The following is a 24,795-nucleotide window of genomic DNA, read 5'->3' as shown; positions in this document are numbered from 1 at the left end:
AATAATGGCGCGCCCTGAGAGATTCGAACTCCCGGCCTTTTGATTCGTAGTCAAACGCTCTATCCAGCTGAGCTAAGGGCGCAAATATTGGAGCGGAAGACGGGAATCGAACCCGCGACCCTCGCCTTGGCAAGGCGATGCTCTACCGCTGAGCCACTTCCGCAAAACAATTGGTGCGGTCGAGAGGACTCGAACCTCCACGGGGGGTTAGCCCACACGGACCTGAACCGTGCGCGTCTGCCAATTCCGCCACGACCGCATAATATGAAAGTGAGTCATGAAGGATTCGAACCTTCGACACCCTGATTAAAAGTCAGGTGCTCTACCAGCTGAGCTAATGACTCATAGTAAATGGCTGGGGATATAGGATTTGAACCTATGCATGACGGAGTCAAAGTCCGTTGCCTTACCGCTTGGCTAATCCCCATTAAGAAAATTGATGGGGCGATCGAGGGGAATTGAACCCCCGAATGCCGGATCCACAAACCGGTGCGTTAACCACTTCGCCACGATCGCCATAACAGTTAAACATCATTGCATGAGTTTTTAGTATTACCCTCAGAATATATATTATACTCTTTATAACCTTCTGAATGCAAAATACTAAAATGGTGCCGGCGAGAGGACTTGAACCCCCAACCTACTGATTACAAGTCAGTTGCTCTACCAGTTGAGCTACACCGGCACGGTGTAAAAAATTAAAGATGGCGGAACCGACGGGATTCGAACCCGCGATCTCCTGCGTGACAGGCAGGCATGTTAGGCCAACTACACCACGGTTCCAGATCACTTTCGGTTAGGAAAGCTGCAATTGCGGGGGCAGGATTTGAACCTGCGGCCTTCGGGTTATGAGCCCGACGAGCTACCGGGCTGCTCCACCCCGCGTCATTAATAAAAATATATGGTGGAGGCTGAGGGGATCGAACCCCCGACCCTCTGCTTGTAAGGCAGATGCTCTCCCAGCTGAGCTAAGCCTCCATATATATGACCCGTAGGGGATTCGAACCCCTGTTACCTCCGTGAAAGGGAGGTGTCTTAACCCCTTGACCAACGGGCCCTGCTAAAATAATTGTGGCGGAGAGAGAGGGATTCGAACCCTCGAGACGCTTGTGACGCCTACACGATTTCCAATCGTGCTCCTTCGGCCAGCTCGGACACCTCTCCATGGCTCCCCGAACAGGACTCGAACCTGTGACAACTCGATTAACAGTCGAGTGCTCTACCAACTGAGCTATCAGGGAATGGTGGAGCCAAGCGGGATCGAACCGCTGACCTCCTGCTTGCAAGGCAGGCGCTCTCCCAGCTGAGCTATGGCCCCATTCATGTACTTCTTATTTAGTTACTATGGGCCTTGGTGGACTCGAACCACCGGCCTCACCCTTATCAGAGGTGCGCTCTAACCAACTGAGCTAAAGGCCCGCATGTTTATCCCATTTCCCTAACAAGGGAGGCAAAAAAAATATCCCAAAGGGAATCGCTTGGCGGCGTCCTACTCTCCCAGGACCCTGCGGTCCAAGTACCATCGGCGCTAGAGGGCTTAACGGTCGTGTTCGGGATGGGTACGTGTGGAACCCCTCCGCCATCGCCACCAAACGCGATTGGATCGAAGTTGTACTTCTTTCCATTCAGTTGAAACTGAAAACCAACCACACCTTAAGGGATGTACCGATTTTCATGTCATTCAGAGTGTTGTTCTCTGAAAACTAGATTCGAAACGAAACTCACGCGACTTAAAACCTGCTATTGGATAAGCCCTCGACCGATTAGTACTGGTCAGCTCCATGCATTGCTGCACTTCCACCCCCAGCCTATCTACCTCGTCGTCTTCAAGGGGTCTTACATACTGGGAAATCTCATCTTGAGGGGGGCTTCACGCTTAGATGCTTTCAGCGCTTATCCCGTCCGTACATAGCTACCCAGCGGTGCTCCTGGCGGAACAACTGGTACACCAGCGGTACGTCCATCCCGGTCCTCTCGTACTAAGGACAGCTCCTCTCAAATTTCCTACGCCCACGACAGATAGGGACCGAACTGTCTCACGACGTTCTGAACCCAGCTCGCGTACCGCTTTAATGGGCGAACAGCCCAACCCTTGGGACCTACTTCAGCCCCAGGATGCGATGAGCCGACATCGAGGTGCCAAACCTCCCCGTCGATGTGGACTCTTGGGGGAGATAAGCCTGTTATCCCCAGGGTAGCTTTTATCCGTTGAGCGATGGCCCTTCCATGCGGTACCACCGGATCACTAAGCCCGACTTTCGTCCCTGCTCGACTTGTAGGTCTCGCAGTCAAGCTCCCTTATGCCTTTGCACTCTTCGAATGATTTCCAACCATTCTGAGGGAACCTTTGGGCGCCTCCGTTACTCTTTAGGAGGCGACCGCCCCAGTCAAACTGCCCACCTGACACTGTCCCCGTACCCGCTAAGGGCACCAGGTTAGAACCTAGATACGATCAGGGTGGTATCCCAACGGTGCCTCCACACAAGCTGGCGCTCATGCTTCAAAGGCTCCCACCTATCCTGTACAGATCGTACCCAAATTCAATATCAAGCTGCAGTAAAGCTCCATGGGGTCTTTCCGTCTTGTCGCGGGTAACCTGCATCTTCACAGGTATTAAAATTTCACCGGATCTCTCGTTGAGACAGCGCCCAAGTCGTTACGCCATTCGTGCGGGTCAGAATTTACCTGACAAGGAATTTCGCTACCTTAGGACCGTTATAGTTACGGCCGCCGTTTACTGGGGCTTCGGTTCACAGCTTCGGATTGCTCCTAACCACTCCCCTTAACCTTCCAGCACCGGGCAGGCGTCAGCCCGTATACTTCGCCTTACGGCTTCGCACAGACCTGTGTTTTTGCTAAACAGTCGCTTGGGCCTTTTCACTGCGGCCCCCTCGTGCTATTCACACTACCGGGGCACCCCTTCTCCCGAAGTTACGGGGTCATTTTGCCGAGTTCCTTAACGAGAGTTCTTCCGCGCGCCTTAGAATTCTCTTCTCGCCTACCTGTGTCGGTTTGCGGTACGGGCACCTTCATCTGGCTAGAGGCTTTTCTTGGCAGTGTGAGATCATGACCTTCGCTACTGTAATTTTCACTCCCCATCACAGCTCAGCCTTATGATGTGCGGATTTGCCTACACATCAGCCTTACTGCTTGGACAGGCATCCATCAGCCTGCGTCACTACCCTACTGCGTCCCCCCATCGCTCGTAACGATTTACGGTGGTACAGGAATTTCGACCTGTTGTCCTTCGACTACGCCTTTCGGCCTCGCCTTAGGTCCCGACTTACCCTGAGCGGACGAGCCTTCCTCAGGAACCCTTAGGCTTTCGGCGGATCAGATTCTCACTGATCTTTTCGTTACTCATACCGGCATTCTCACTTGTATAATGTCCAGCGCTCCTTACGGTACACCTTCAACCCTTATACAACGCTCCCCTACCCCTGATGCAAAGCATCAAGCCATAGCTTCGGTGGTGTGTTTAGCCCCGTTACATTTTCGGCGCAGAGTCACTCGACCAGTGAGCTATTACGCACTCTTTCAATGATGGCTGCTTCTAAGCCAACATCCTGGTTGTCTGTGCAACTCCACATCCTTTCCCACTTAACACACACTTGGGGACCTTAGCTGATGGTCTGGGCTGTTTCCCTTTTGACAATGGATCTTAGCACTCACTGTCTGACTCCCGGAAGTAAGTCTATGGCATTCGGAGTTTGACTGAGCTTGGTAACCCTTGCGGGCCCCGCACCCAATCAGTGCTCTACCTCCACGACTCTGTTTTCCGAGGCTAGCCCTAAAGCTATTTCGGGGAGAACCAGCTATCTCCGAGTTCGATTGGAATTTCTCCGCTACCCCCACCTCATCCCCGCACTTTTCAACGTGCGTGGGTTCGGGCCTCCAGTGCGTGTTACCGCACCTTCACCCTGGACAGGGGTAGATCACCCGGTTTCGGGTCTACGTCCACGTACTCATTCGCCCTATTCAGACTCGCTTTCGCTGCGGCTCCGGCTCTTCACCTTAACCTTGCACGGGAACGTAACTCGCCGGTTCATTCTACAAAAGGCACGCCATCACCCTGTTGACGAACAAGTTCGCAACATAGGGCTCTGACTTTTTGTAAGCACACGGTTTCAGGTTCTATTTCACTCCCCTTCCGGGGTGCTTTTCACCTTTCCCTCACGGTACTGCTTCACTATCGGTCGCTAGGAAGTATTTAGCCTTGGCAGATGGTCCTGCCGGATTCATACGGGGTTTCACGTGCCCCGCACTACTCGGGATCCGTCTCGGAGGGAACAGACTTTCAATTACAGGGCTTTTACCTTCTTTGGCGGGCCTTTCCAGACCTCTTCGCTTAACCGGTTCCTTTGTAACTCCATGTGAGACGTCCCACAACCCCAAAGAGCAAGCTCTTTGGTTTGGGCTTCTCCGCGTTCGCTCGCCGCTACTGACGGAATCACTATTGTTTTCTCTTCCTCAGGGTACTTAGATGTTTCAGTTCCCCTGGTATGCCTCTGCACAACCTATGTATTCAGTTGTGAGTAACTGGATATTACCCCAGCTGGGTTTCCCCATTCGGACATCCCCGGATCAAAGCTTGCTTACAGCTCCCCGAGGCAGTATCGTTGTTCGCCACGTCCTTCATCGGCTCCTAGCGCCTAGGCATCCTCCGTGTGCTCTTAGCAGCTTAACCAGTTCGCTCGTGTTCGAGCTGTCGCTTCCCTTGTTTTGAACTTCGTTCAAAGCCAAAAGTCGCTCCATTTCGATCACTCGCTCCAGCAATCTACCTTATAAAACACTTTCACTTGTTGACACAAGTTCAGCTTGGATGATTGTTGTTCGGTTACTTGAACCGAGCCAGCATTCATCCTTAAAAGGAATGTTCTAATTCGCGTTTGTTTCGTTTCGATATCTAGTTTTCAAAGAACAAATCGGTTTCTTCGGTCCGTTCACCATAAGTGTCGGTCGAAAAAATGAGATGATTGAGAGTTTGAGCTCTCAAAACTGAGCAACGAGTGAGCAACTAGCCGACCTGGCTAGATTTTAGTTTTGAATGTCTTCATTGCAGAAGACGATTCTCCATAGAAAGGAGGTGATCCAGCCGCACCTTCCGATACGGCTACCTTGTTACGACTTCACCCCAATCATCTATCCCACCTTCGGCGGCTGGCTCCTTGCGGTTACCCCACCGACTTCGGGTGTTATAAACTCTCGTGGTGTGACGGGCGGTGTGTACAAGACCCGGGAACGTATTCACCGCGGCATGCTGATCCGCGATTACTAGCAATTCCGACTTCATGCAGGCGAGTTGCAGCCTGCAATCCGAACTGAGACCGGCTTTTTAGGATTGGTTCCACCTCGCGGCTTCACTGCCCGTTGTACCGGCCATTGTAGTACGTGTGTAGCCCAGGTCATAAGGGGCATGATGATTTGACGTCATCCCCACCTTCCTCCGGTTTGTCACCGGCAGTCACCTTAGAGTGCCCACCCGAAGTGCTGGCAACTAAGATCAAGGGTTGCGCTCGTTGCGGGACTTAACCCAACATCTCACGACACGAGCTGACGACAACCATGCACCACCTGTCTCAACTTTCCCCGAAGGGCACCTAACGCATCTCTGCCTCGTTAGTTGGATGTCAAGACCTGGTAAGGTTCTTCGCGTTGCTTCGAATTAAACCACATACTCCACTGCTTGTGCGGGTCCCCGTCAATTCCTTTGAGTTTCAGTCTTGCGACCGTACTCCCCAGGCGGAATGCTTAATGTGTTAACTTCGGCACCAAGGGTATCGAAACCCCTAACACCTAGCATTCATCGTTTACGGCGTGGACTACCAGGGTATCTAATCCTGTTTGCTCCCCACGCTTTCGCGCCTCAGCGTCAGTTACAGCCCAGAGAGTCGCCTTCGCCACTGGTGTTCCTCCACATCTCTACGCATTTCACCGCTACACGTGGAATTCCACTCTCCTCTTCTGCACTCAAGTCACGCAGTTTCCAGTGCGATCCGGGGTTGAGCCCCGGGATTAAACACCAGACTTACATGACCGCCTGCGCGCGCTTTACGCCCAATAATTCCGGACAACGCTTGCCCCCTACGTATTACCGCGGCTGCTGGCACGTAGTTAGCCGGGGCTTTCTTCTCAGGTACCGTCACCTTGAGAGCAGTTACTCTCCCAAGCGTTCTTCCCTGGCAACAGAGCTTTACGATCCGAAAACCTTCATCACTCACGCGGCATTGCTCCGTCAGGCTTTCGCCCATTGCGGAAGATTCCCTACTGCTGCCTCCCGTAGGAGTCTGGGCCGTGTCTCAGTCCCAGTGTGGCCGATCACCCTCTCAGGTCGGCTACGCATCGTCGCCTTGGTGAGCCGTTACCCCACCAACTAGCTAATGCGCCGCAGGCCCATCCCCAAGTGACAGATTGCTCCGTCTTTCCAGTTTCCTTCAGGCGAAGAAAACAAGTATTCGGTATTAGCTACCGTTTCCGGTAGTTGTCCCAAGCTTGAGGGCAGGTTGCCTACGTGTTACTCACCCGTCCGCCGCTAACCATCCGAGAAGCAAGCTTCTCTTCAAGTCCGCTCGACTTGCATGTATTAGGCATGCCGCCAGCGTTCGTCCTGAGCCAGGATCAAACTCTCCAATAAAGATGAATTTCGTCAGCATGGTTAAACGCTGTGAAACCCATCGGGGTATTGAAAAGAGCGAATAGCTCATTTTGAATCTGACGAGATTAAAAATCTCATTTTAGCTTCGAAATCATACAGTCCGAAGACATGTACCGATTCCTCAGCGTTGATCTTGCAAGCAAGATCGTTACTCACTCGTTGTTCAGTTTTCAAAGATCAAACTTGTTTCTCTGCTGAGTTTCTTTCGCTTCAGCAACTCTTATATCTTATCACGTCCGAACCAACTTTGCAAGCTCTTTTTTTCAAGTTTCTTTCGAAGCTTGTTTTTCATTTGCTTGCCGCACCGTATAAACTGTGTTTTCTTGGCCGGAATTAGAATATACCATGTACGAATTTATGATGCAAGCCTTTTTTTTTCAAAACATTAATATTTATTTGTATGGCGACTTTTTCTATAAAGTTAAGTATTTGAGAGTACATAAACAACGCATCTAATACTCATTAGGAAGGATAACCCACGCTTGTGCGCATCTCGAGGACCAGCAGGTAACATAATATCATCCACCCCCATATACAATGATTCTCCCTCCTACTCTCTTCTGTATAAAATAAAACAACAAGAGAGCTGCGTATACACTATCCGAAGTATTCGATAGTTAGCCGCGCTCCCCTGGACTTCATCTCGTCAAAAAATGTCTCTTTCTTCTATAGAATAGACTTACCTAACAAAGATGCAATCAATCCAACGCCCAGTCTTGCCGTATGGCGGTTTTGGTCAAGCAGCGGGTTGACCTCTACCAGCTCCATGGATACTACTTGATTGCTTGAAGCCAAACACTCCATCGCATAATGTGCCTCCCGATAACTCAAACCTCCAGGCACAGGTGTTCCAACCCCTGGTGCTTCACGCGGGTCAAGGCAATCCATATCGAAACTGACATGAATACCATCTGTCCCCCCTCCCGCAACAGCCATGGCCTGCTCCATGACCTGCTTCATTCCCATCCGATCAATATCATGCATCGTAAAAGCCCGAATACCTAAGGCTCTGATCTGCTCCTTCTCATACTCATCCAGATCCCGCAGTCCGATATATACCAGATTGGATGGATGAACAAACGAACCTGCACCCTTGATCTGCGACAAATTAAAAACCGAATGACCCAGAAAAGCAGCCACACTCATACCGTGCATGTTGCCTGTCAAACTGTGTTCTTCCGTATTCAAGTCTGCGTGAGCATCGAACCAGATAACACCCAGATTAGCGTAATGTGCAGTTAACCCAGCCAAAGTACCAATAGCTACACTGTGGTCTCCCCCAAGCACGAGTGGAAGGGCCCTCTCTTCCAAAGCAGCTGAAACTTCTTGACACACCTGTTCACTTACCTGCCGAACCTCATTCAGATACTTTACTGTTTTGCGCTGGGCTGGGACAGCGGACTGCGAAGGACAATCTACACGTACCTCCCTGGACAGAAGAAAACCCAAACTCGTAATTTCTCGCTTTAACCCGGCAGTCATAAGCTCATCCGGGCCTAATTCTGCTCCATTTCTTGCACCAGCTAACCCAAAAGGAACTTTAATAAGAGCTACTTCATTGTAACGAGTGGGTGCAGGCTGAGTGTGCTGCCTAGAGACATGCTGCATACCCTTCTGCCCCAAAGCCAAAACTTCCTCATTCTTCATGAGTATCCGCTCCTTCGTCATCTTTATCAAAAGATCGTTCAGTGAAGTCCTTGTGCCTTATCGTCAAAGGGCTTAAGAATCGCCATCACCCAATACCTCTGTGATCATCTTCACAGCCCAATCAATCTCGGATTCCTTAATCGTAAGCGGAGGCGCAAAGCGGATCGTTGTCTCATGGGTTTCCTTGCAAAGCAAACCTGCGGCCATCAGACGTTCACAATAGGGGCGTGCAGCAGTGTGCAGCTCAACACCAATAAACAGGCCTTTACCTCGAATATCTCGAATGGCAGAACTGCAGATCCCTCGAAGCTGTTTCATAAAATAATTCCCCAGCCGTTCTGAACGCTCCGCAAGCTTCTCATCTTCGAGAACATCGAGTGCGGCAACCGCCACCGCGCACGCGAGTGGATTGCCTCCAAACGTAGAACCGTGTGAACCCGGCTCGAATAAATCCAAGATGTCGGATTCAGCAGCAACTGCCGAGATTGGCATTACACCACCTCCAAGCGCTTTGCCCATGATCCAAATATCCGGTTCAGCTTGTTCCCAATCGGAAGCAAATCGGCGCCCTGTTCTTCCAAAGCCGGTCTGAATCTCATCTGCCATAGTCAAGACCCCCTGCTGCCTGCATATCGCAAATGCTTCTGCCAAGTATCCATCCGGTGGAATAATAATTCCCGCTTCACCTTGAATCGGTTCAACTAGAAAAGCAGCTGTATTTGGTGTAATGGCCTGTCTTAACGCCTTCAGGTCACCATAAGGAATGATTCGAAATCCAGGTGTGAACGGACCAAAATCTTTCTTATACTCCTCAGATGAAGAAAATGAAGTGACTGTCAGTGTTCTGCCATGAAAATTACCGGAACATACAATAATTTCAGCTTGATTATCGGGTACTCCCTTGCAGCGGTATGCCCATCTCCGAGCGGCTTTTACCGCTGTTTCAACCACTTCTGCTCCCGTATTCATCGCCAATACTTTTGACTTCCCTGTAAAATCAGCTAATCTGCGATAGAAAATCGCAGCGGATTGGCTGTGGAATGCCCGGGATGTCAATGTGACCTTGTCTGCTTGATCTTTCAACGCTTGCACAATAACAGGATGCCTGTGCCCGTGATTCAGTGCAGAATATGCACTTAACATATCCATATAACGGCGGCCTTCAGGGTCCTCTACCCATACCCCTTCTGCCTGTTCAATGACAATGGGAAGTGGATGATAATTAGGCGCAGCATACGTGTCCGACCATTGAATAAACATCTCGGAATCCGGCATTCCTTCACAACCTTCCGCATAATATTGTATACAAAATACATTAACAGTGTATGCAAGCTGATCTTCATTTAAGACTTTATTCCACTTTTTCCGCTAGCGCCCTGTTAACCGTCCGGATAACTACGAACCCTGCACAATTCATAATAAATTACATATTAAACTCTTTGTAAAAGAACCGACATACGCCATATGAAAAGCAAACCAGTTTGTATACAATATACATAATATTATATATGTCATTTATACCAATAATAGTAACAAACTTGTATATCTCTGACAACGATTTTCTAAACATTTATACACTTTAATTTCATAATTTCCTCCATCTATGGGTACATAACATCCACAGGTGAGGCAGCAGGCCGAGAACGAACTTCGCTTGCCCAACTTCCCCCTCAATGGTAAGATGATAAAAACTTGCGACACCTCGAACGGCGCGTCCTGTCTAGCTTTATAACCATTCATCAACACAATACATATAGAAGGGAGAACTTGGTATGGAAGTACCTAAATACCGTTCCTTGAAAGATCACGTCTATGATTACATTGCTCAGAAGATTCAGAACGGGACGCTTCTTCCCAACCAGAAGATTAACGAGGCTGAGATTTGCAAAAAGCTGGATATCAGCCGCACGCCAACACGCGAGGCTTTATTTCAGCTGACCTCTGATAATCTGCTGCAGTATATCCCACGCAGGGGATTTATTGTTGCTCCTTTTGATACAAGCAAGAAACTCGAATTCTCGCAAGCCATTGGTGCGCTGGAGGCACTGGCGGCCACGCTTGCAGTGGATCACCTCAAACCATCAGAACTGGCAGAAATGGAAACCCTCGTCACCCGCATGGATGAGGATATTAACCAGCTTGATCTTGCCGCTTACAGCAAAAATCAGTATTTGTTCCACCACCTCTACATCCAGCGCTGCGGCAATGCCACAGTTATCGAAATGTTGAACACGCTCAAAAACAGCTTCATTCGTCAGTCCTATGTCAGTGACAACAAAGCAAAATTATCCAAAGTTTTGCATGAAGTCAATGAAGAGCATAGACAGATACTAAGCGCTTTCCGTTCCAAGGACAAAGCGCAGCTGGAAGCACTGCTCAAACATCATTGGCGCATCATTGATAATGACATGCTGTAGCTCGTAATTCTCGTCGTATTTGATGTTATGCCCCTTTAATGAACTATTCGCCACCCTATTCAGTATAAAAGGCAGCTCACAAGATAAGTAATGTGTGCTGCCTTTTATTTATTTAGCTGCAGTTTCAGCCGGGACTCTCGCCGCAAATACAGCATAGCCCAACTTTTTGCCGTATTTCATAAGTAAACGATCATTTGTACGACTCATTCGCTGCACATTTTCATCCTCCAGCCAGTTCATATCCATCTCGCGCAGCGGATCATGATCGACACCCCACTTGCCCATCGTACGTGACTGCTCTTTTACTTCAACTTTAGAAAACCCGCTTCCCCTAAGTCTTTTCTTCCATGCTGTCGCAGTGACAAGTGTCCTTATCCCATAAAATTCCCTCAATCTTCGACTCATTAATTCAGTTTTCCTTCCCGACAAAACCATTTCCCGATCGACAAGCATTCCTCCGGGTTTCAGTACTCTTGCATACTCGGATAGCGCCTTACGCCATGGGGTAAAAATCGTAACCGATTCAACGAACACCACATCCACATAGTTATCTGGCAAAGGTATTGCAGCCGCATCAGCTTGAATAAAACGTACATCCACCCGTTCTTTTCTTGCACGTCTTACCGCTTTATCCAACATATGACGATGCAGATCGACTGCAGTTACACGGCAGCCCTGACGAGCCAGATGACATGCCGTTCTCCCCGTCCCACACCCAACCTCCAGAACATGCACTCCTGCAGGAAGTGATAACGAATCCAGCAGCTGCAGTGTCGCTGAGAATCCACCAGGATGAGCACTCCCTTCCCCTAAACGAGCCAGCAGATCATGATAATCCACGTTCCCCCTCCTTCCTCCTCTCCTCAGTCTATGAACAAACGGAAAAACGGCTCCTGACTATACGCATATCCGGGTACTCGTCCATACCAATTCACTCTATTCCTACTATGATATACAAACCGTTGATTTCAGGCGGCAAACCGCAATGACGAGGGGGATATGCATGCATAGAATTCATCCGGTATGTGAAGAAACAGTTTCACCGCATGTGGGACGCCCCGTCTGTCTCATTATGAAAGACGGCAGACATATGTATGGCACCCTGGGAGGCTGCCGGGATGGAAAGGTCTATTTGAATGGATGCTTCCAAGGCCCGCGCTTGTCTTCCGTACAATCCAATCAAAAGCTCCGCAGAGTAAGCAAAAAGAAGCACACATCAGCCAGAAAAGCTAAGTCTTCAGCCTATGGCGGTTACCCATATGGCGGTGGATACGGCGGTTACAATTATGGAGCAGGTTACGATGTGGCACTTATCGCTACGCTCTTCCTTCTACCGTTCCTCTTCATCTAAATCCTTTAGATCTGGCAGCTCTTCCAGCTGTATCAGAAATCACCAAAAGAACCTCTTCATGTTCAATCAAGGAACACGAAGAGGTTCTTTTGGTACAACAAAAAAGGCATTCGCTTAAACGAATGCCAGGAACTTCATATTTAATCCCGTACCTCTTGTGCCCAGGTGTCCACTTTATCTAAAAAAAAACACCTCGTGAGAGGCGGGTAAGCTGTATTAAATCCGATTTCCTTTAGACATCGTTTTCAGATTGCTATTCGAATTCTCAAGCAATGGCAGCATCCTAGTCGTACTAACCATCTCAGAAGCACATATTGGACAAGTAGGCACGCTATCAAACGCAAAATTGTCCCGCATCCATCCTTTGCACGTATCACTCGTACATTCCCAAATTGCTGCATCAGCTTGTGGGATTTCTTCCATCGGTTTTTTGCGATTATACATGACTTCTACCCCCTTTGTTATGGAAACACATCTTACTGACGTTATTTCACAAAAGCCACTGCTTAGCGGAAGTGAGACACCCGCCTAACTTCTGCCTCGACAACTGTTGGGCCAACTTCTTCATCTATTAAATCAAAAAAAAGAAGCTGCCTTTATCATTATAACATGTTAAAGGCAGCTATGCTTTAATTACAGTTTTACAACTTCTTCTGCTTGAGGACCACGGTTTCCTTGTACAATTTTAAATTGCACGCGTTGACCTTCGTCCAGCGTTTTGAAGCCTTCGCCTGTAATAGCGCTGAAGTGTACGAATACATCTTCTCCGCCTTCAACTTCGATGAAACCGAAGCCTTTATCAGCGTTGAACCATTTTACTGTTCCGTTTTGCATGTGAATTACACCTCCAAATAAAGATTAACATGTTCCTTTGTTCTTTGCAGCAAGCAAATAAAAATTCACACATTGAAAAAGGTACCAGTCATAAAATATAAGTGATCGCCCTTTACAATATGTGAATTAGGTTTTCCACTCTGCTCTGTACAACTTGATTCTTAGTATACCTCTAATCCATTCAAAAAGCAAATCTTTGTATTTTCTTTTCAAACAGCTTTGGAAATACATGTTTATTATACTTTCTCTGAAAAATGGCCTGCGATGTCTTTCCCCTTACTTCTAGAGGGCTATCGGCTCTGTTTCGGTCTTATGAAAGGATATGCAGGTTCATCCCAACTTATACATGATTTGCGAAAATGTTCAGTCCATGCATATCCACCCTATCAGACTAAAACAGCAAAACGTTTAAAAACACACGGCAAAAAGTACCTTTTACCTAAGTCCATGCCCACATAAAAGCATCACGATCCCAAGCGACTCGCCCGCCATGCAGCTTGCGAAACGCCTTTTTCACCTCTTTGGACAAAGAAGCATTACCGTTCTCATTTACAAAAACAAACTGCTCTCCAAAGTGTTCTCTTACATATTCTATGGCTGCCTCTTGGCGAAGCGTTCCCGTAAACTTGATCTCATTAACCATCCATTCGGCCACTTCCTGAGCTGTCTTATCCATTTTTTCACCTGCCGTTCTTCTGTTCCATAGCTGCCGGCCATCATTTGGCTGACTTTCCCGTCCGTCTGAGTATAACACGACCGCGTGACAGACGGAAAAAATCAGACTTACTCCATTCTACTCGGCTGCCCGATGCTGTTCCTCATTTCTTTTGACCAACGAAAGTGAAGATGGCCGTCGAAAGCTCTGTATCAGCCAGACACAGGAGGCTGCCAGAGTGATAAGGATAAACAAATCATAAGGAATCGTTCCCTTATCCTGAAGGTCATTGCTTAGAAATTGAATTAGATTATGTATAAAATGAAACAGGACCAGCGGAATAATATTTCCGTTTTTTAACATGAGTAATGCAAGTAATGCTCCCAGCAGCAGTGCATACACCAGCTGTACTATTGTATCCGTAACATTCTGGCCGGATAATGCGTTCAGAAGATGTGTGATCGAAAATAAAATGCTGGAAATAACGACTGCAGTCACCGCACTTTTCTGCAGCAGTGTTTTGAAAATAAGTCCACGATATATCGTTTCTTCAACAAATGCGACAAGCAGCGTAAAGAAAATGAAAAAAACAGCTTTGGACAAGTTAATCTCGCCAAAACCTTTCAGGGAAAGTGTACCCAGTACAAGGAGCAGCGGAATATAATATTTTGCATGAACAGCCGGAATATTCCGCAGCGAGCGAAATCCAATCATCTGCCACCTGCGGCGGATCGTCAAATAGATGATCAGTACTAAAGCAATAGGTATGAAGGAAATTAGCACTGGAGATGTATAATCCAGTTGTTTTATCGTTGCTATGGTTCCCCCAGCCAGCACAGCAAGTAAAAGAAGCAGTTCAATAATGACTACAGCCAGTACGGGTCTGCGCTCGGAAAAAGATGGTTCTGTACTCTGGTGCGAAAAAATCATATACCAAGCCTCCTCAATGTCTAACAAGATCTATTTAGACCGTTGTCATCAGAATCCATATAAATCTATGGTCATATGACATTATATCCTTTATGTAGACTCAATGGGTAAAATTATAAAAGTAACAAAAAAGAGACTTATCCAATCCTGTTATCCACTAAAATCAGGTATGGCTTATCCCTTGGTCTGTCCATTATAGTAATACTTAAGTTTTTTATCTGCAGGGGCACTATATCTTCTGAGCGTCAAATGACTATAAGCTTGATGACTATGATTGCTATATACAGTTTATTAGATCAAGGAGGATTTTATGAGAGCTTTTTTCCAACGCTGGGGACATCTCCTGGCCATCCTATGTATACCTCTTCAAGGTTCAATCTACATGTTTCTCGGCAGCAAAGCGGGAACCGATGTATTTTACAATTATGCCTGGATTGATACACAGATACCCTTTATCAAAGAATTTATTATTCCATATATAAGCTGGATGCCAATTCTATATTTAAGCTTTCTCTACCTTGGTTTAACGAATAAGCCGCTCTTTTGGCGTACACTGCTCATTTATAACGTGGGCGTGATGGCCGCCAATGTTTGTTTCGTCGTGTTCCCTTCATATGTACCTCGCCCGGAAGTGACTGGAACAGATATGAGCAGCATGCTTGTGCAGTTCATTTATTCCAACGATGCGCCTGTGAACTGTTTCCCAAGCGTACATTGTCTTACAAGCTACATGCTGTTCATCATTCTCAACCGACATACAAACCTGAAACCGAGCGTGCGAATCTTCGGCTCGATCTGGTTGTGGTTGATTATCGCTTCAACCGTGTTCGTCAAACAGCATTCCCTACTCGACGTTGTTGGCGGCATCGCGTTCGCTGAGGCAGCCTACTGGGCTGTTCATGTATTCGCCAATCGCTTGGAGCTGGCCCGAAAAAAGAACAAGCAGCCGCTTAGAGCCTCGCAGCCCAGCCGAAATGCTTAATCCATTTGATAAGGCTAATCGAACGCTCCACAGGGCGTCCGGTTAGCCTTATCATTGCTTTTCATTTGTTTTTGACGTACACACAGGAGTTATATTCCTTACCTTCCCATGTATAGGCGAGCTTCAGCTTGTTTTCCTGCGATTCAGCCATCATGTCAAAGGGCGGTACTTCCGGATTGGTCAGGGCTATGTTGATTCCGTTTGTTTGGATCGTATACGTTCCATAATACATCTGCACGAATTGACCATTCGTTGTTTCCAGAGATAAGCCCCCGTTTTTCCCAATCGGATTGGATACGAATCGCACCGTCGTAAAGCAGGCCTGTTCATTGGAAGCATCAAGCTCCCAGCGCCCATCCAGATCAGGCATCCCACGGCTTTGGTTATACCAGACATATCCGACCAGGAATGCGCCTGCTAATAGAACAACCGATAGGATGATCAACGTTTTGCGTGTCAATCTCATTGTCATCGACCTCCGTCTTTTATGTGTTTTCGGGTCTGTCCGCTTGGCGGGCAGCCCCATTATTCACAGCTTCTTAACGGGGAATCCATTGTATCTGAATATCAGGCTTACCTTGTATTCCTAAAATTCAAACGATTCCACATCAAAATGTGCAAAGAACTGCCTACTCCATCATGTCTATACAGTAATCCTCCCAGACAGCTTCTTAGATATAATGATGCAGTTCAGCGTATCTATTTTATTGAATAACTTCGTTAATAATGACGGCGGTTAGATAATAGGTGGACGCTCCTGAAGCAGATCGGATGGCGGACTGCCCATGAGCCGTTTAAATATGCGATAAAAATATGACAAATCCCGGTAGCCCAGAAATTCTGCAATTTCCTGAATGGTGAGCTGCGACTCCGTGAGCAGGTAAAGTGCTCTTTTCATCCGCTGATCATGAACGTACTCGCTGATCGTCTGATTTGTTACATTCTTGAATAATGCGGCCGCATAGTTAGGTGACTTGCCAATCTCGTCTCCAAGATCCTCCTTCGTCACTCTCTCCCGATAATGCTGCTCAATGTATCGTTTCATCCGCTCCACGTACCGGTGCCTCTCTGGCGGAATAATGCCGCGATCCAGTTCACGATTAATATAAATCAGCACTTCCATCAATAAGGCCTGGCTCATCATGACATAATAAGAGGGTTGTTCTTCCCACTGCTGCTGAATGGCCTTCATTCGCTGCAGGATTAATTCGTAACAGCCTGGTCTGTGTCGTAGTGGTTCACGCTGTTCGAGTGCAGGTAATGTATCAGTATCACCCTGCTTCAATATAATAACAATCTGTGTATGTGTAACGGTCGGAATACTCTTCCCGTAATACGGTATCCCGCCGGGAATAAGCAGCAGTTCACCCTTCTCCATGATCTGTTTATCTCCGTTCACCCAATATACACATTTTCCATAAGTAACCAAGCTAAGGCGCCAAGTCCCTTGCAGCTGCGCGGCTTCTTCGTACCAACCTACGCCATTCACGTGATGTACTTCAAGTGGAGTAACCATAAAACACCTCATTATTGGACTATACTCCAATCATTGTACTATAGTTCATATCTTGATTCGACAGAAAACGCTACAATATACACATAAGCACCAAATATGAGGAGGATATCAGCATGTTAAAAACCAAAATCATTTGTACAATGGGACCTGCTTGTGACTCAATCGAAACCCTGAAAATTATGATTCAGGAAGGTATGACGGTGGCCCGTTTGAATATGGCTCATGGAGAGCTGGAAGATCATGTGGGACGAATCAATAATATCCGTGCTGCAGCAGCTGAGCTGAACAAATATGTGCCGATCATGATGGACATCAAAGGACCGGAAGTGCGTATCGGCAAATTAAAAGAAGCTTCGGTTCACCTGCAGGCAGGTAAAGAACTCACACTGACCACTGAGGATATTCTTGGCGACGTGGATCGCATCTCCGTAAACTATCCTGAACTGAACCTGGTTGTTAAACCGGGAGATCGTATTTTGATTGACGACGGTTTGGTCGATCTGACTGTATTGTCTGTTGAAGGTTCAGAGATTCACTGCCAAATTATTAGCGGTGGTATCTTGAAACCACGTAAAGGTGTGAACCTTCCAGGAATCAAAACGACTTTGCCGGGCGTAACTGAGCGTGACATCATGCACATCGGATTCGGAATTGAGAACAACATCGAAATTATTGCAGCTTCCTTTGTCCGTAAAGGAGATGACATCCGCGAAATCCGCAGCATACTGAAAGAACGTGGTCAGGAGCATGTACAGATTATCTCCAAAATTGAGAACCAGGAAGGTATGACCAACCTTGACGATATCATCGAAGCATCGGACGGTATTATGGTAGCTCGTGGTGATCTCGGGGTCGAAGTTCCAATCGAAGACGTACCGATGATGCAAAAAGAAATGATCGACAAATGTAACAAAGCGGGTAAACCCGTTATTGTCGCGACACACATGCTTGAGTCCATGCAGGTAAATCCTCGCCCGACTCGTTCTGAAGTAAGTGACGTGGCAAATGCTGTACTGCAAGGTGCCGACGTTGTCATGCTGTCCGGTGAATCTGCAGCTGGTAAATACCCGATCCAATCCGTTCGTACGATGGCTGCTGTTGCACGCCGTGCGGAAACGATGATTGATTACAAAGAGCAGTTTGATCAAAAATCAGCACAGCAGGTGGCTGACATCACTGAAGTGATCAGTCAGGGAGCTGTAAGCTCTTCCCTCGTTCTGAATGCTAAAGCAATCATTACTTCAACAGAGAGCGGCTTTACAGCCCGCATGATCTCTAAATATCGGCCTAAAGCACCTATTATCGCCGTAACTCAGCATCAAGAAGTGCTTGCGAAAATCTGCCTGCTCTCCGGTGTAATCCCGGTTATGGGCGACAAGGTTACAACAACCGATGAAATGTTCGAATCGGCAACGCGCAATGCCATTAAAACAGGTTATATCGAAAAAGGCGATATCATTGTACTGTCCGCTGGTGTTCCAATCGGTCAATCCGGTAACACCAATCTGATTAAAGTACTGCAGGTATAATTAACGAATTGCGGCATAGCGTTCTATAAAAAGTATGAATCAAAAAATCCACCGGGATATGAAATCCGGTGGATTTTTGATGTTTCTCCTTTTACTTATTCAGTTAAAATCGTTCTACAGATTGCGTGAATAGTTAACCAGATCCTGAGACATATTGTTGATCTCATCCATTGAAGCATTCACCTGCTGTGTCAGGGCTGCCTGATTCTGAGTCAGTGTGGACATATTGCCAATGTGCTCCAAAATATGGTCAATCAGTGTTTTCATCTTCTGCATGCTGTCTTCAATATTGACGGTTGCCTCCGAGCTGTGATCGGCCAATTTCCGTACTTCGCCGGCGACAACTCCGAATCCCAATCCCAAATCCCCGGCACGCGCAGCTTCAATAGCCGCATTCAAACCGAGCAGATTCGTCTGACTGGCAATCTCACGAATGAACGCTGTAATACTCTTCGTATCTTCCACGCTATCCCGAACCTGTGTTGCTGCATCAGCGGATAACTCTTGTGCGTTAACCAGTTCCTGTGCCTGGTCCGTGATTGAGTTAATGCCGTTCACCATCTCTTCGATCGACTCGGACAGCTGTTTTGTTTTTAAATTCATCGCTTCCACGATCTCTTCTTTATTCTTCTGATGAGTCACATCCCGAATCGTTCCGGCAACACGCAGCGGTACGCCGTTCTCGTCACGGACGGTTTCACCTCCGGCATGATACCAGCGATACTCACCGTTCTTCCGCTGCAAACGGTAATCGAGATCATACGGCGTTCTGCCGCTGTAGTCATTCATATGTTCAGCAAATGCATTGATGGTACGGTCATGATCTTCGGGGTGGAGACGACTGCTCCAGCTGCTGAATATGTTCGGGAAATCCTCTTCATTTTTAAAGCCCAGCTCTCTGCGGAACTGCGGTGACCACCAGAATTCATTGTCCGGATTCACCACATCTCCAGCAACAACTGTCATATCCCATGGCGCCTCTACGAGTGCACGGTTGACCAGATCATAACGCGTCACAAGTGCTTCCAGTTCATCCGACTTGCTCTTCTCGTCATGAATATCGAACATGACACCGATTAATTTAATTGGAGTGCCTGCAGCATTTCTCACCAGTCGGCCTAGACACCTGAACCAGCGGGCATCCCCATTCTTTAAAACCATGCGGCTTGTAACATTGTACCCTGCTCGATCACTCGGGTCATTCACATGTCTCATGATCTCCTCGACTAAATGCGGTCTGTCCTCTGGATGTACAGATTTAGCCCAGCTTGCAAACTCGTTGGGGAACTCCTTCGGATTTTTATAGCCCAGCATCTCGCGGAACTCATTAGAGAATGAAACGACGTTATTGTTATCCAGCGGATCACCTGCAGCAATCTCCGACTCCCATAATCCCACGTGCAGTGCCTGATTTAGCATAGTAAGGCGCATTTGTACAGAATCATGCTGTAATTGCATCAGCTGAACAGCTTCCCGGATATTTTTCAGGATTTCATTATTACCCTGCGCATCTGTGTCCTGTTCATTCCAGAACCGGCCATGCTGAGCATTTTCGAGCAGACGACGGCTGTAATCCAGCAGCTGCTCCTGTGATTCTGCACGATTTGATTTCGTTACTTCACTACGTTTCAGAAACATCTCAATATCCCCTCTTAGTCAGGTATGTTTATATATGTATTTCGACATAAACAGACAATAAATGTAGGGCTAAAGTCACAATTGCAAAAAAAAACGAAAAACCCCGCCCTGCAGGCAGATTTTTTCGTTGTTAGATGATTTTCTAGCATGTTTATGCATTTCCATTTACGTTAAACGTTAAAGATTGTTACCACCCATAATTGATCGTTCTGCCCGTCTCTGCCCACGTCTTAATGCTGCTTAGAATCATCCACCAGCTGTTCTGTGCATTGGCGAGAGAGGGATGGTTGTCTGTAAATTGATCGTTGATCAGTACCAGCTTCGTACACTCCCCCACCGTCTCCAACTGAAACAACACTCTGGATTGAAGCTCGGCATGATTGGAATGATACGAGGGTCCCGGGTGCTCCCGATAACTAAGTCTGGAGAGTGGTTCGAACTCCAAAATTTCGCCGTACACGTGCACTGTTTCCGGACCATCGTTACCTGGTCCGACATAAGCAAAGGGCTGTCCGGGCTGGAAATTTGACCGAAGCTCGCTACCAAAGAAACTGCTTCGTGTACCGTCCGGGGAAATAAGGGCATTCCATACATCTTCGCGGTTTGCATTGATATAGAACTCATATTTCAACTCCATACAATCACTCCCTTTATGTATTCGTTATGCGATTATTCTCGCATTTCTATCCTATCGTTATATCCATCTCTCGTATTGTAAAAACACGACAACAAATAAATATAAGGTATACTGAAACAGAACGAAGTAACCAGCGTCACCCACTGACATTTGGCGTAAGGGAGGAGAAACAGGATGAACCACACTGGCAGTAATGAGACTCCTCCCATGGGAGTACTCCATCTGGAAGAAGGCACACAGCAATTTCAATTAACAAGATTGGCTCCCGCGACTGGGCTAAAACCTTTCGTCAAACACTATTGGATGGTATCCTGGGATCTTACAGGACATGAACCGTATCCTCAGCATGTTGTGCCTAATCCGTGTGTCAATCTGGTAGTCGAGCGAAACAAAACGTTTTTCTACGGACCCTCCGATCAAAAATTCACCTATTCCATTCACGGCAAAGGCTGTGTGTTCGGGGTCAAATTTAAACCAGGAGGATTCTATCCCTTTTTTCAATCTCCTGTCTCTACGCTTTATGGGAAACCGCTTGAGGTCTCGGGCCTGCTTGGCATTAACGCCGGGACGCTAGAAGCTGTATTGCTGCACGATAATTCCATGGAAGAGAAGGCAAAGTATCTTGACCAGCTGCTGTCCGCCTGCCTACCGGCAGAAGATATCGAAGCAAGTTTGGTCTGTGACATTGTGAATCTAATCGAGAAGGATCGAAATATGCTGCGAGTAGACCAGCTCTCCGCCTACTGGAAGCTGCATACACGCAAGCTTCAGCGCTTATTCCATCAGTATGTGGGTATCAGCCCCAAAACGGTAATCCAATTATATCGTCTGCAAAATGCGGCAGAATGCATAGAACGCGGCTTGACCAGCGACTTGACCGAATTATCTCAAGATCTGGGATACCATGATCAATCTCATTTTATTAGAGACTTTAAATCCATTATGGGAAGTACACCCGAAGAATATCTGCAGCTGTCCTTATCTGTTCTATCGGACCCGGACGAAAGCGGTGCAGAATGACGATTCAGTTATACGCCTGACAGGATGCTATGACAGGCGTATAACTTCGATGGTGTCTCCTGTGTTGATCACACCTTCACGCTCAACGGAACAGACGATACCGCGCTTTTTGCGAGCAGCTGGTACAAATTTTTTGCGCAGACCATCCTGCCCGTAAACCTGTTCAATTACTTTTCCGGGATGCACGCAGGGAAGGTTCTCCCCTTCACAGATCAAGCCTGTTCCATCAGGAAAAAGGAGCCTAGTTCCCACAGGCAGTTGAGTTAATTGTTCGATGCCCTTAACCAGTATATTGGCACCAAGCCACTCAGGACGTACTTCAGGAATGTTCATTTTCTCGGCAATCAAAATACACTCTTCCTCGGATACAATACTGATCTGCCGGCGATTTGCAATCGGTGTACCGCGTTTGTAGATTTTCTGACGGGAGTCTGCGGGTTTTAACAGACCATAGTGCCGATCCCCCGGAATTCCGGCAAGCTCAATATCAATGAAGGGCACTACCCTTGTCACAAATGTGGATGGATCATCCGCCAGCAGCACGAATTGAACTGTTCCCATCCTTTACACCTCCCTTTTCGAATCCAGTGTGCTTTTCCTTTTTACTTAAGCATTATTACCCTGTGTATGAATCTTTGACCATCCGCAGATGCTGATAGATATATCCTATCCATCCTTCGAAGCCGGCAGCATATCCAAAATCAAATTTATTGTATATTACACAATTTAATTGCTAAAAATTAATTTGATCTTTCCTGCAATTGTGCTAATCTGTATATGACGTACGTTATGATTGAATTACATAATAGAAAGCAGGGTGTTTCTCATGATTGGAACAATCTTTGTCGCTCTTGTAGCTTTTGAACACTTCTATATTATGATGATGGAAATGTTCATGTGGACTCGTCCACGCACGATGAAAACGTTTGGGACCACTCCGGAATTTGCCAGCTCCACCAAGGCCCTTGCAGCCAACCAAGGTCTGTACAATGGCTTTCTTGCTGCCGGTCTGATCTGGGGGCTTGTGTATCCTAATGCCAGTGTTGGGCAGCATATTCAGATTTTCTTCCTGGCCTGCGTAATTATTGCGGCTCTCTATGGCGGTGCAACTTCTTCGAAATCAATTATTATCAAGCAGGGCTTGCCTGCGATCATTGCACTGCTTCTTGTACTGTTCCTGTAACGCCTGCAAAACCGATGGCTCCTAGTCTCCTGCGACTCTGATATGGTAAGGTATGGAGTATATGACATGCGTATTACCAGAATTAATCTGGAAGCAGGAAGGAGAACAACTGATGGGACTCTTTGACAAGCTGCGTCGGCGCAAGAAAGAGAAAGTACAATCCGCAGATACCTCCCAGCATGCAGATTACAGCCAAACGATTGTCGGATTTGTGCTGCTTGAGCGGGAAGATTGTGACTTTGACCTTTTTATCCGGAATATGAAAAGGGAATGGAATATTGAGATTGATGAACAAGCCGAGGAAGGTAATCTCTTCTTTGAAGTAGACGGTATGCAGGTCGTGTGCGCCCATATCGCAGCTCCGGTACCTGATCGGGAGGTAGAGGGAAATGCCAAGTTAAACATCCTCTGGCCTGAAGCTGAACAAGTGACCTCACGGCATCAGTCTCAGATTATTGTATCTGTCCTGAATGCAGTAAGTGCAGTAGAAGGACATGTGCTCTTTACCCGAACAGCATCAGCGTTACTGCAGCTGGATCATGCCCTGGCAATCTACATGGCCCCGCTCGTCGTTGAAGCAGGTCAGTATGTGGAAATAAGCCGAGGGTTGAAAGATGATGAATTACCCGTATCATTGTGGGTGTTTATTGGCCTGTATCAGAATGCCGAAGGTGCTTCAGCTTATACATACGGACTGCGTAACTTCGGAAAGGATGAGATGGAGATCATCGGTTCTTCCAAGCCATTAAGTGATGTCTTCGAAATGATGTTTATGACGACCACCTATGTTGTGGAGAATGATGTCACCCTGCACGATGGAGAGACGCTTGGATTTACGGCGGAACAGAAATTGAGCATTACCCGTTCGAAGGGTGTCGCAGCTGAAGGAGACAGCCTGAAGATTGGACTATAACAGCTTCTTGATCCGTACCATAGTTACTGAATAAGCGAATAAGTAAAGCCGTCCAGGAATGACATTCCGGGCGGCTTTTGTAATTCAAACATGATTTAAATTCATAAATAAAACTCCATGTAAGTGAGAGATATCACCAACAAATAGTTCATAAGAACTATAATTGTATGGAGATAGATTTTCATTCTATGTACAAAACGGTATAATTAATAGGCTAATAGACTTATAAACTACATAAAATGATGAATGAGGAGCTGACTATATGTCTGTCAGACGGTTAGATTCAACAAAACCAATTATTGAAATTACCTGGGAAGGGATTGTATCACCCGAGCAGGTCGAGCAGACCAATGCAGAGATTGAGATCATTGCCCCGCAGCTGGGAGACTCATTTGATGTGCTGGTAGATATGGTACATATGAAAGCTTTCCCACAGGATACCAAGGACAAAATTGTTGAGCATCAAAAACTTCTTAAAGATTTGGGTATGAAGCGCGCCAGCGTTGCTGTCGGCGGAGCTATTGCTAAAATGCAGCTGAATCGGATCTCCAAAGAATCGGAGCATCAGACTGAATATCAGTGGGAAACGTATGATGAGGCATTGGCATTTCTACTGAAATAACTACCAAGCTTGTTTCCTGTGTTATATCTACAAATCATTAAGGGTGTTTCCTTGAGGGAAGCATCCTTTTTTTATTCCCCTGATCTTTACTCTACCTATGAAAAAGGTACTCTCCATTACATAACACTTTAATTCATCTTTCAATTCTCTGACTTTTTTCGACTCTCAAACCTTATGAGAATATCGCGTTCAGGAAAAAGCGCTAAATTCAAAACGATGTGCAGAACACTATACATTTTGAATGAATAATGACGATATATTTCATA

At 46.9% G+C, this 24,795-nt stretch carries 20 protein-coding genes, 15 tRNA genes and 3 rRNA genes; 8 read left to right on the top strand and 30 right to left on the bottom strand.

Annotated elements, in window-relative coordinates:
• Nucleotides 1-5: 5 nt before the first annotated feature.
• From MKY97_RS01860 to MKY97_RS01765, 20 genes are all read right to left on the bottom strand, one after another.
• Nucleotides 6-82 (bottom strand) — tRNA-Arg (locus MKY97_RS01860).
• 6 nt (nt 83-88) lie between these two features.
• Nucleotides 89-163, bottom strand: a tRNA-Gly gene (locus tag MKY97_RS01855).
• Nucleotides 164-171: 8 nt separating this feature from the next.
• A tRNA-Leu gene (locus MKY97_RS01850) sits at nt 172-259 on the bottom strand.
• Between the two features lie 12 nt (nt 260-271).
• Nucleotides 272-344 (bottom strand) — tRNA-Lys (locus tag MKY97_RS01845).
• 8 nt (nt 345-352) lie between these two features.
• Nucleotides 353-427: transfer RNA gene (locus MKY97_RS01840), tRNA-Gln, on the bottom strand.
• A gap of 13 nt (nt 428-440) precedes the next feature.
• Nucleotides 441-516: transfer RNA gene (locus MKY97_RS01835), tRNA-His, on the bottom strand.
• Between the two features lie 93 nt (nt 517-609).
• A tRNA-Thr gene (locus MKY97_RS01830) sits at nt 610-685 on the bottom strand.
• A 20-nt stretch (nt 686-705) separates the two neighbouring features.
• A tRNA-Asp gene (locus tag MKY97_RS01825) sits at nt 706-783 on the bottom strand.
• 28 nt (nt 784-811) lie between these two features.
• Nucleotides 812-885: transfer RNA gene (locus tag MKY97_RS01820), tRNA-Met, on the bottom strand.
• Nucleotides 886-902: 17 nt separating this feature from the next.
• A tRNA-Val gene (locus MKY97_RS01815) sits at nt 903-978 on the bottom strand.
• A 7-nt stretch (nt 979-985) separates the two neighbouring features.
• Nucleotides 986-1,057: transfer RNA gene (locus MKY97_RS01810), tRNA-Glu, on the bottom strand.
• 15 nt (nt 1,058-1,072) lie between these two features.
• A tRNA-Ser gene (locus MKY97_RS01805) sits at nt 1,073-1,164 on the bottom strand.
• A gap of 1 nt (nt 1,165) precedes the next feature.
• A tRNA-Asn gene (locus tag MKY97_RS01800) sits at nt 1,166-1,241 on the bottom strand.
• A 1-nt stretch (nt 1,242) separates the two neighbouring features.
• Nucleotides 1,243-1,318 (bottom strand) — tRNA-Ala (locus MKY97_RS01795).
• Between the two features lie 27 nt (nt 1,319-1,345).
• A tRNA-Ile gene (locus MKY97_RS01790) sits at nt 1,346-1,419 on the bottom strand.
• 57 nt (nt 1,420-1,476) lie between these two features.
• A 5S ribosomal RNA gene (gene rrf, locus MKY97_RS01785) occupies nt 1,477-1,593 on the bottom strand.
• Nucleotides 1,594-1,743: 150 nt separating this feature from the next.
• Nucleotides 1,744-4,687 (bottom strand): 23S ribosomal RNA (locus tag MKY97_RS01780).
• A gap of 392 nt (nt 4,688-5,079) precedes the next feature.
• Nucleotides 5,080-6,634, bottom strand: a 16S ribosomal RNA gene (locus tag MKY97_RS01775).
• Together the 16S, 23S and 5S rRNA genes with 15 tRNA genes alongside form the textbook arrangement of a ribosomal RNA operon.
• 687 nt (nt 6,635-7,321) lie before the next feature.
• The gene (rocF, locus tag MKY97_RS01770; RefSeq protein ID WP_342553841.1) at nt 7,322-8,302 is read right to left on the bottom strand and encodes an arginase; all 981 of its coding nucleotides are present in this window, start codon (nt 8,300-8,302) and stop codon (nt 7,322-7,324) included.
• A gap of 72 nt (nt 8,303-8,374) precedes the next feature.
• Nucleotides 8,375-9,577 (bottom strand): ornithine--oxo-acid transaminase, encoded by a 1,203-nt coding sequence (locus tag MKY97_RS01765; protein ID WP_342553840.1) that lies wholly within the window; start codon nt 9,575-9,577, stop codon nt 8,375-8,377.
• A gap of 497 nt (nt 9,578-10,074) precedes the next feature.
• Between MKY97_RS01765 and MKY97_RS01760 the strand changes: the two genes are divergently transcribed.
• Complete coding sequence (locus tag MKY97_RS01760) at nt 10,075-10,719, top strand: GntR family transcriptional regulator (protein WP_342553839.1); 645 nt, start codon at nt 10,075-10,077, stop codon at nt 10,717-10,719.
• A gap of 108 nt (nt 10,720-10,827) precedes the next feature.
• On the opposite strand, the gene MKY97_RS01755 is transcribed toward MKY97_RS01760, so the two are convergent.
• Nucleotides 10,828-11,559 carry a class I SAM-dependent methyltransferase gene (locus MKY97_RS01755; protein ID WP_342553838.1) on the bottom strand — a complete coding sequence of 244 codons (732 nt, stop codon included), beginning with the start codon at nt 11,557-11,559 and terminating at the stop codon, nt 10,828-10,830.
• Between the two features lie 163 nt (nt 11,560-11,722).
• Between MKY97_RS01755 and MKY97_RS01750 the strand changes: the two genes are divergently transcribed.
• Complete coding sequence (locus tag MKY97_RS01750; protein WP_342553837.1) at nt 11,723-12,070, top strand: hypothetical protein; 348 nt, start codon at nt 11,723-11,725, stop codon at nt 12,068-12,070.
• A gap of 216 nt (nt 12,071-12,286) precedes the next feature.
• Here the strand turns inward: MKY97_RS01750 and MKY97_RS01745 are convergent, their stop codons facing one another.
• From MKY97_RS01745 to MKY97_RS01730, 4 genes are all read right to left on the bottom strand, one after another.
• Nucleotides 12,287-12,514 (bottom strand): cold-shock protein, encoded by a 228-nt coding sequence (locus tag MKY97_RS01745; protein WP_111269572.1) that lies wholly within the window; start codon nt 12,512-12,514, stop codon nt 12,287-12,289.
• A gap of 189 nt (nt 12,515-12,703) precedes the next feature.
• Nucleotides 12,704-12,904, bottom strand: a complete 201-nt coding sequence (locus tag MKY97_RS01740) for a cold-shock protein (RefSeq protein ID WP_024633772.1) — start codon at nt 12,902-12,904, stop codon at nt 12,704-12,706.
• A 439-nt stretch (nt 12,905-13,343) separates the two neighbouring features.
• Nucleotides 13,344-13,580, bottom strand: coding sequence for a hypothetical protein (locus tag MKY97_RS01735; RefSeq protein ID WP_342553836.1), 237 nt, complete (start codon nt 13,578-13,580; stop codon nt 13,344-13,346).
• Nucleotides 13,581-13,697: 117 nt separating this feature from the next.
• Entirely contained in the window at nt 13,698-14,489 is a 792-nt protein-coding gene (locus tag MKY97_RS01730; protein WP_342553835.1) for a CPBP family intramembrane glutamic endopeptidase, read from the bottom strand.
• 310 nt (nt 14,490-14,799) lie between these two features.
• Between MKY97_RS01730 and MKY97_RS01725 the strand changes: the two genes are divergently transcribed.
• A complete protein-coding gene (locus tag MKY97_RS01725; RefSeq protein WP_342553834.1) occupies nt 14,800-15,471 on the top strand; it encodes a phosphatase PAP2 family protein in 672 nt (223 codons plus the stop codon).
• Nucleotides 15,472-15,532: 61 nt separating this feature from the next.
• Here the strand turns inward: MKY97_RS01725 and MKY97_RS01720 are convergent, their stop codons facing one another.
• Both MKY97_RS01720 and MKY97_RS01715 read right to left on the bottom strand, forming a co-directional pair.
• Nucleotides 15,533-15,937: a hypothetical protein gene (locus tag MKY97_RS01720; RefSeq protein WP_342553833.1), complete on the bottom strand. Its 405-nt coding sequence runs from the start codon at nt 15,935-15,937 to the stop codon at nt 15,533-15,535.
• A gap of 270 nt (nt 15,938-16,207) precedes the next feature.
• Nucleotides 16,208-16,987 carry an AraC family transcriptional regulator gene (locus MKY97_RS01715; protein WP_342553832.1) on the bottom strand — a complete coding sequence of 260 codons (780 nt, stop codon included), beginning with the start codon at nt 16,985-16,987 and terminating at the stop codon, nt 16,208-16,210.
• A 113-nt stretch (nt 16,988-17,100) separates the two neighbouring features.
• Here MKY97_RS01715 and pyk point away from each other — a divergent pair, with 113 nt between their 5' ends.
• On the top strand, nt 17,101-18,516 hold the full coding sequence (gene pyk / locus MKY97_RS01710; protein ID WP_342553831.1) for a pyruvate kinase: 1,416 nt from the start codon (nt 17,101-17,103) through the stop codon (nt 18,514-18,516).
• 114 nt (nt 18,517-18,630) lie between these two features.
• On the opposite strand, the gene MKY97_RS01705 is transcribed toward pyk, so the two are convergent.
• Nucleotides 18,631-20,154, bottom strand: a complete 1,524-nt coding sequence (locus MKY97_RS01705) for a PAS domain-containing protein (RefSeq protein WP_342553830.1) — start codon at nt 20,152-20,154, stop codon at nt 18,631-18,633.
• Nucleotides 20,155-20,341: 187 nt separating this feature from the next.
• Nucleotides 20,342-20,791 (bottom strand): SRPBCC family protein, encoded by a 450-nt coding sequence (locus MKY97_RS01700; RefSeq protein WP_342553829.1) that lies wholly within the window; start codon nt 20,789-20,791, stop codon nt 20,342-20,344.
• Nucleotides 20,792-20,965: 174 nt separating this feature from the next.
• Here MKY97_RS01700 and MKY97_RS01695 point away from each other — a divergent pair, with 174 nt between their 5' ends.
• Nucleotides 20,966-21,811, top strand: coding sequence for a helix-turn-helix transcriptional regulator (locus MKY97_RS01695; protein WP_342553828.1), 846 nt, complete (start codon nt 20,966-20,968; stop codon nt 21,809-21,811).
• A 27-nt stretch (nt 21,812-21,838) separates the two neighbouring features.
• Here MKY97_RS01695 and MKY97_RS01690 read toward each other — a convergent pair whose 3' ends face one another.
• Nucleotides 21,839-22,372: an MOSC domain-containing protein gene (locus MKY97_RS01690; RefSeq protein WP_342553827.1), complete on the bottom strand. Its 534-nt coding sequence runs from the start codon at nt 22,370-22,372 to the stop codon at nt 21,839-21,841.
• Nucleotides 22,373-22,637: 265 nt separating this feature from the next.
• Between MKY97_RS01690 and MKY97_RS01685 the strand changes: the two genes are divergently transcribed.
• The 3 genes from MKY97_RS01685 (at nt 22,638) to MKY97_RS01675 (ending at nt 24,529) form a co-directional block, all read left to right on the top strand.
• The gene (locus MKY97_RS01685; protein ID WP_342553826.1) at nt 22,638-22,994 is read left to right on the top strand and encodes a DUF1304 domain-containing protein; all 357 of its coding nucleotides are present in this window, start codon (nt 22,638-22,640) and stop codon (nt 22,992-22,994) included.
• Nucleotides 22,995-23,055: 61 nt separating this feature from the next.
• Nucleotides 23,056-23,907 carry a DUF4261 domain-containing protein gene (locus tag MKY97_RS01680; RefSeq protein ID WP_342553825.1) on the top strand — a complete coding sequence of 284 codons (852 nt, stop codon included), beginning with the start codon at nt 23,056-23,058 and terminating at the stop codon, nt 23,905-23,907.
• A gap of 262 nt (nt 23,908-24,169) precedes the next feature.
• Nucleotides 24,170-24,529, top strand: coding sequence for a hypothetical protein (locus MKY97_RS01675; protein WP_342553824.1), 360 nt, complete (start codon nt 24,170-24,172; stop codon nt 24,527-24,529).
• The last annotated feature ends 266 nt before the right edge of the window (nt 24,530-24,795 follow it).

Source organism: Paenibacillus sp. FSL R7-0652 (genome assembly GCF_038595045.1).
GTDB lineage: Bacteria > Bacillota > Bacilli > Paenibacillales > Paenibacillaceae > Paenibacillus.
The sequence above is the reverse complement of the archived record's forward strand: the minus strand, read 5'-3'. Positions and strand labels throughout refer to the sequence as shown.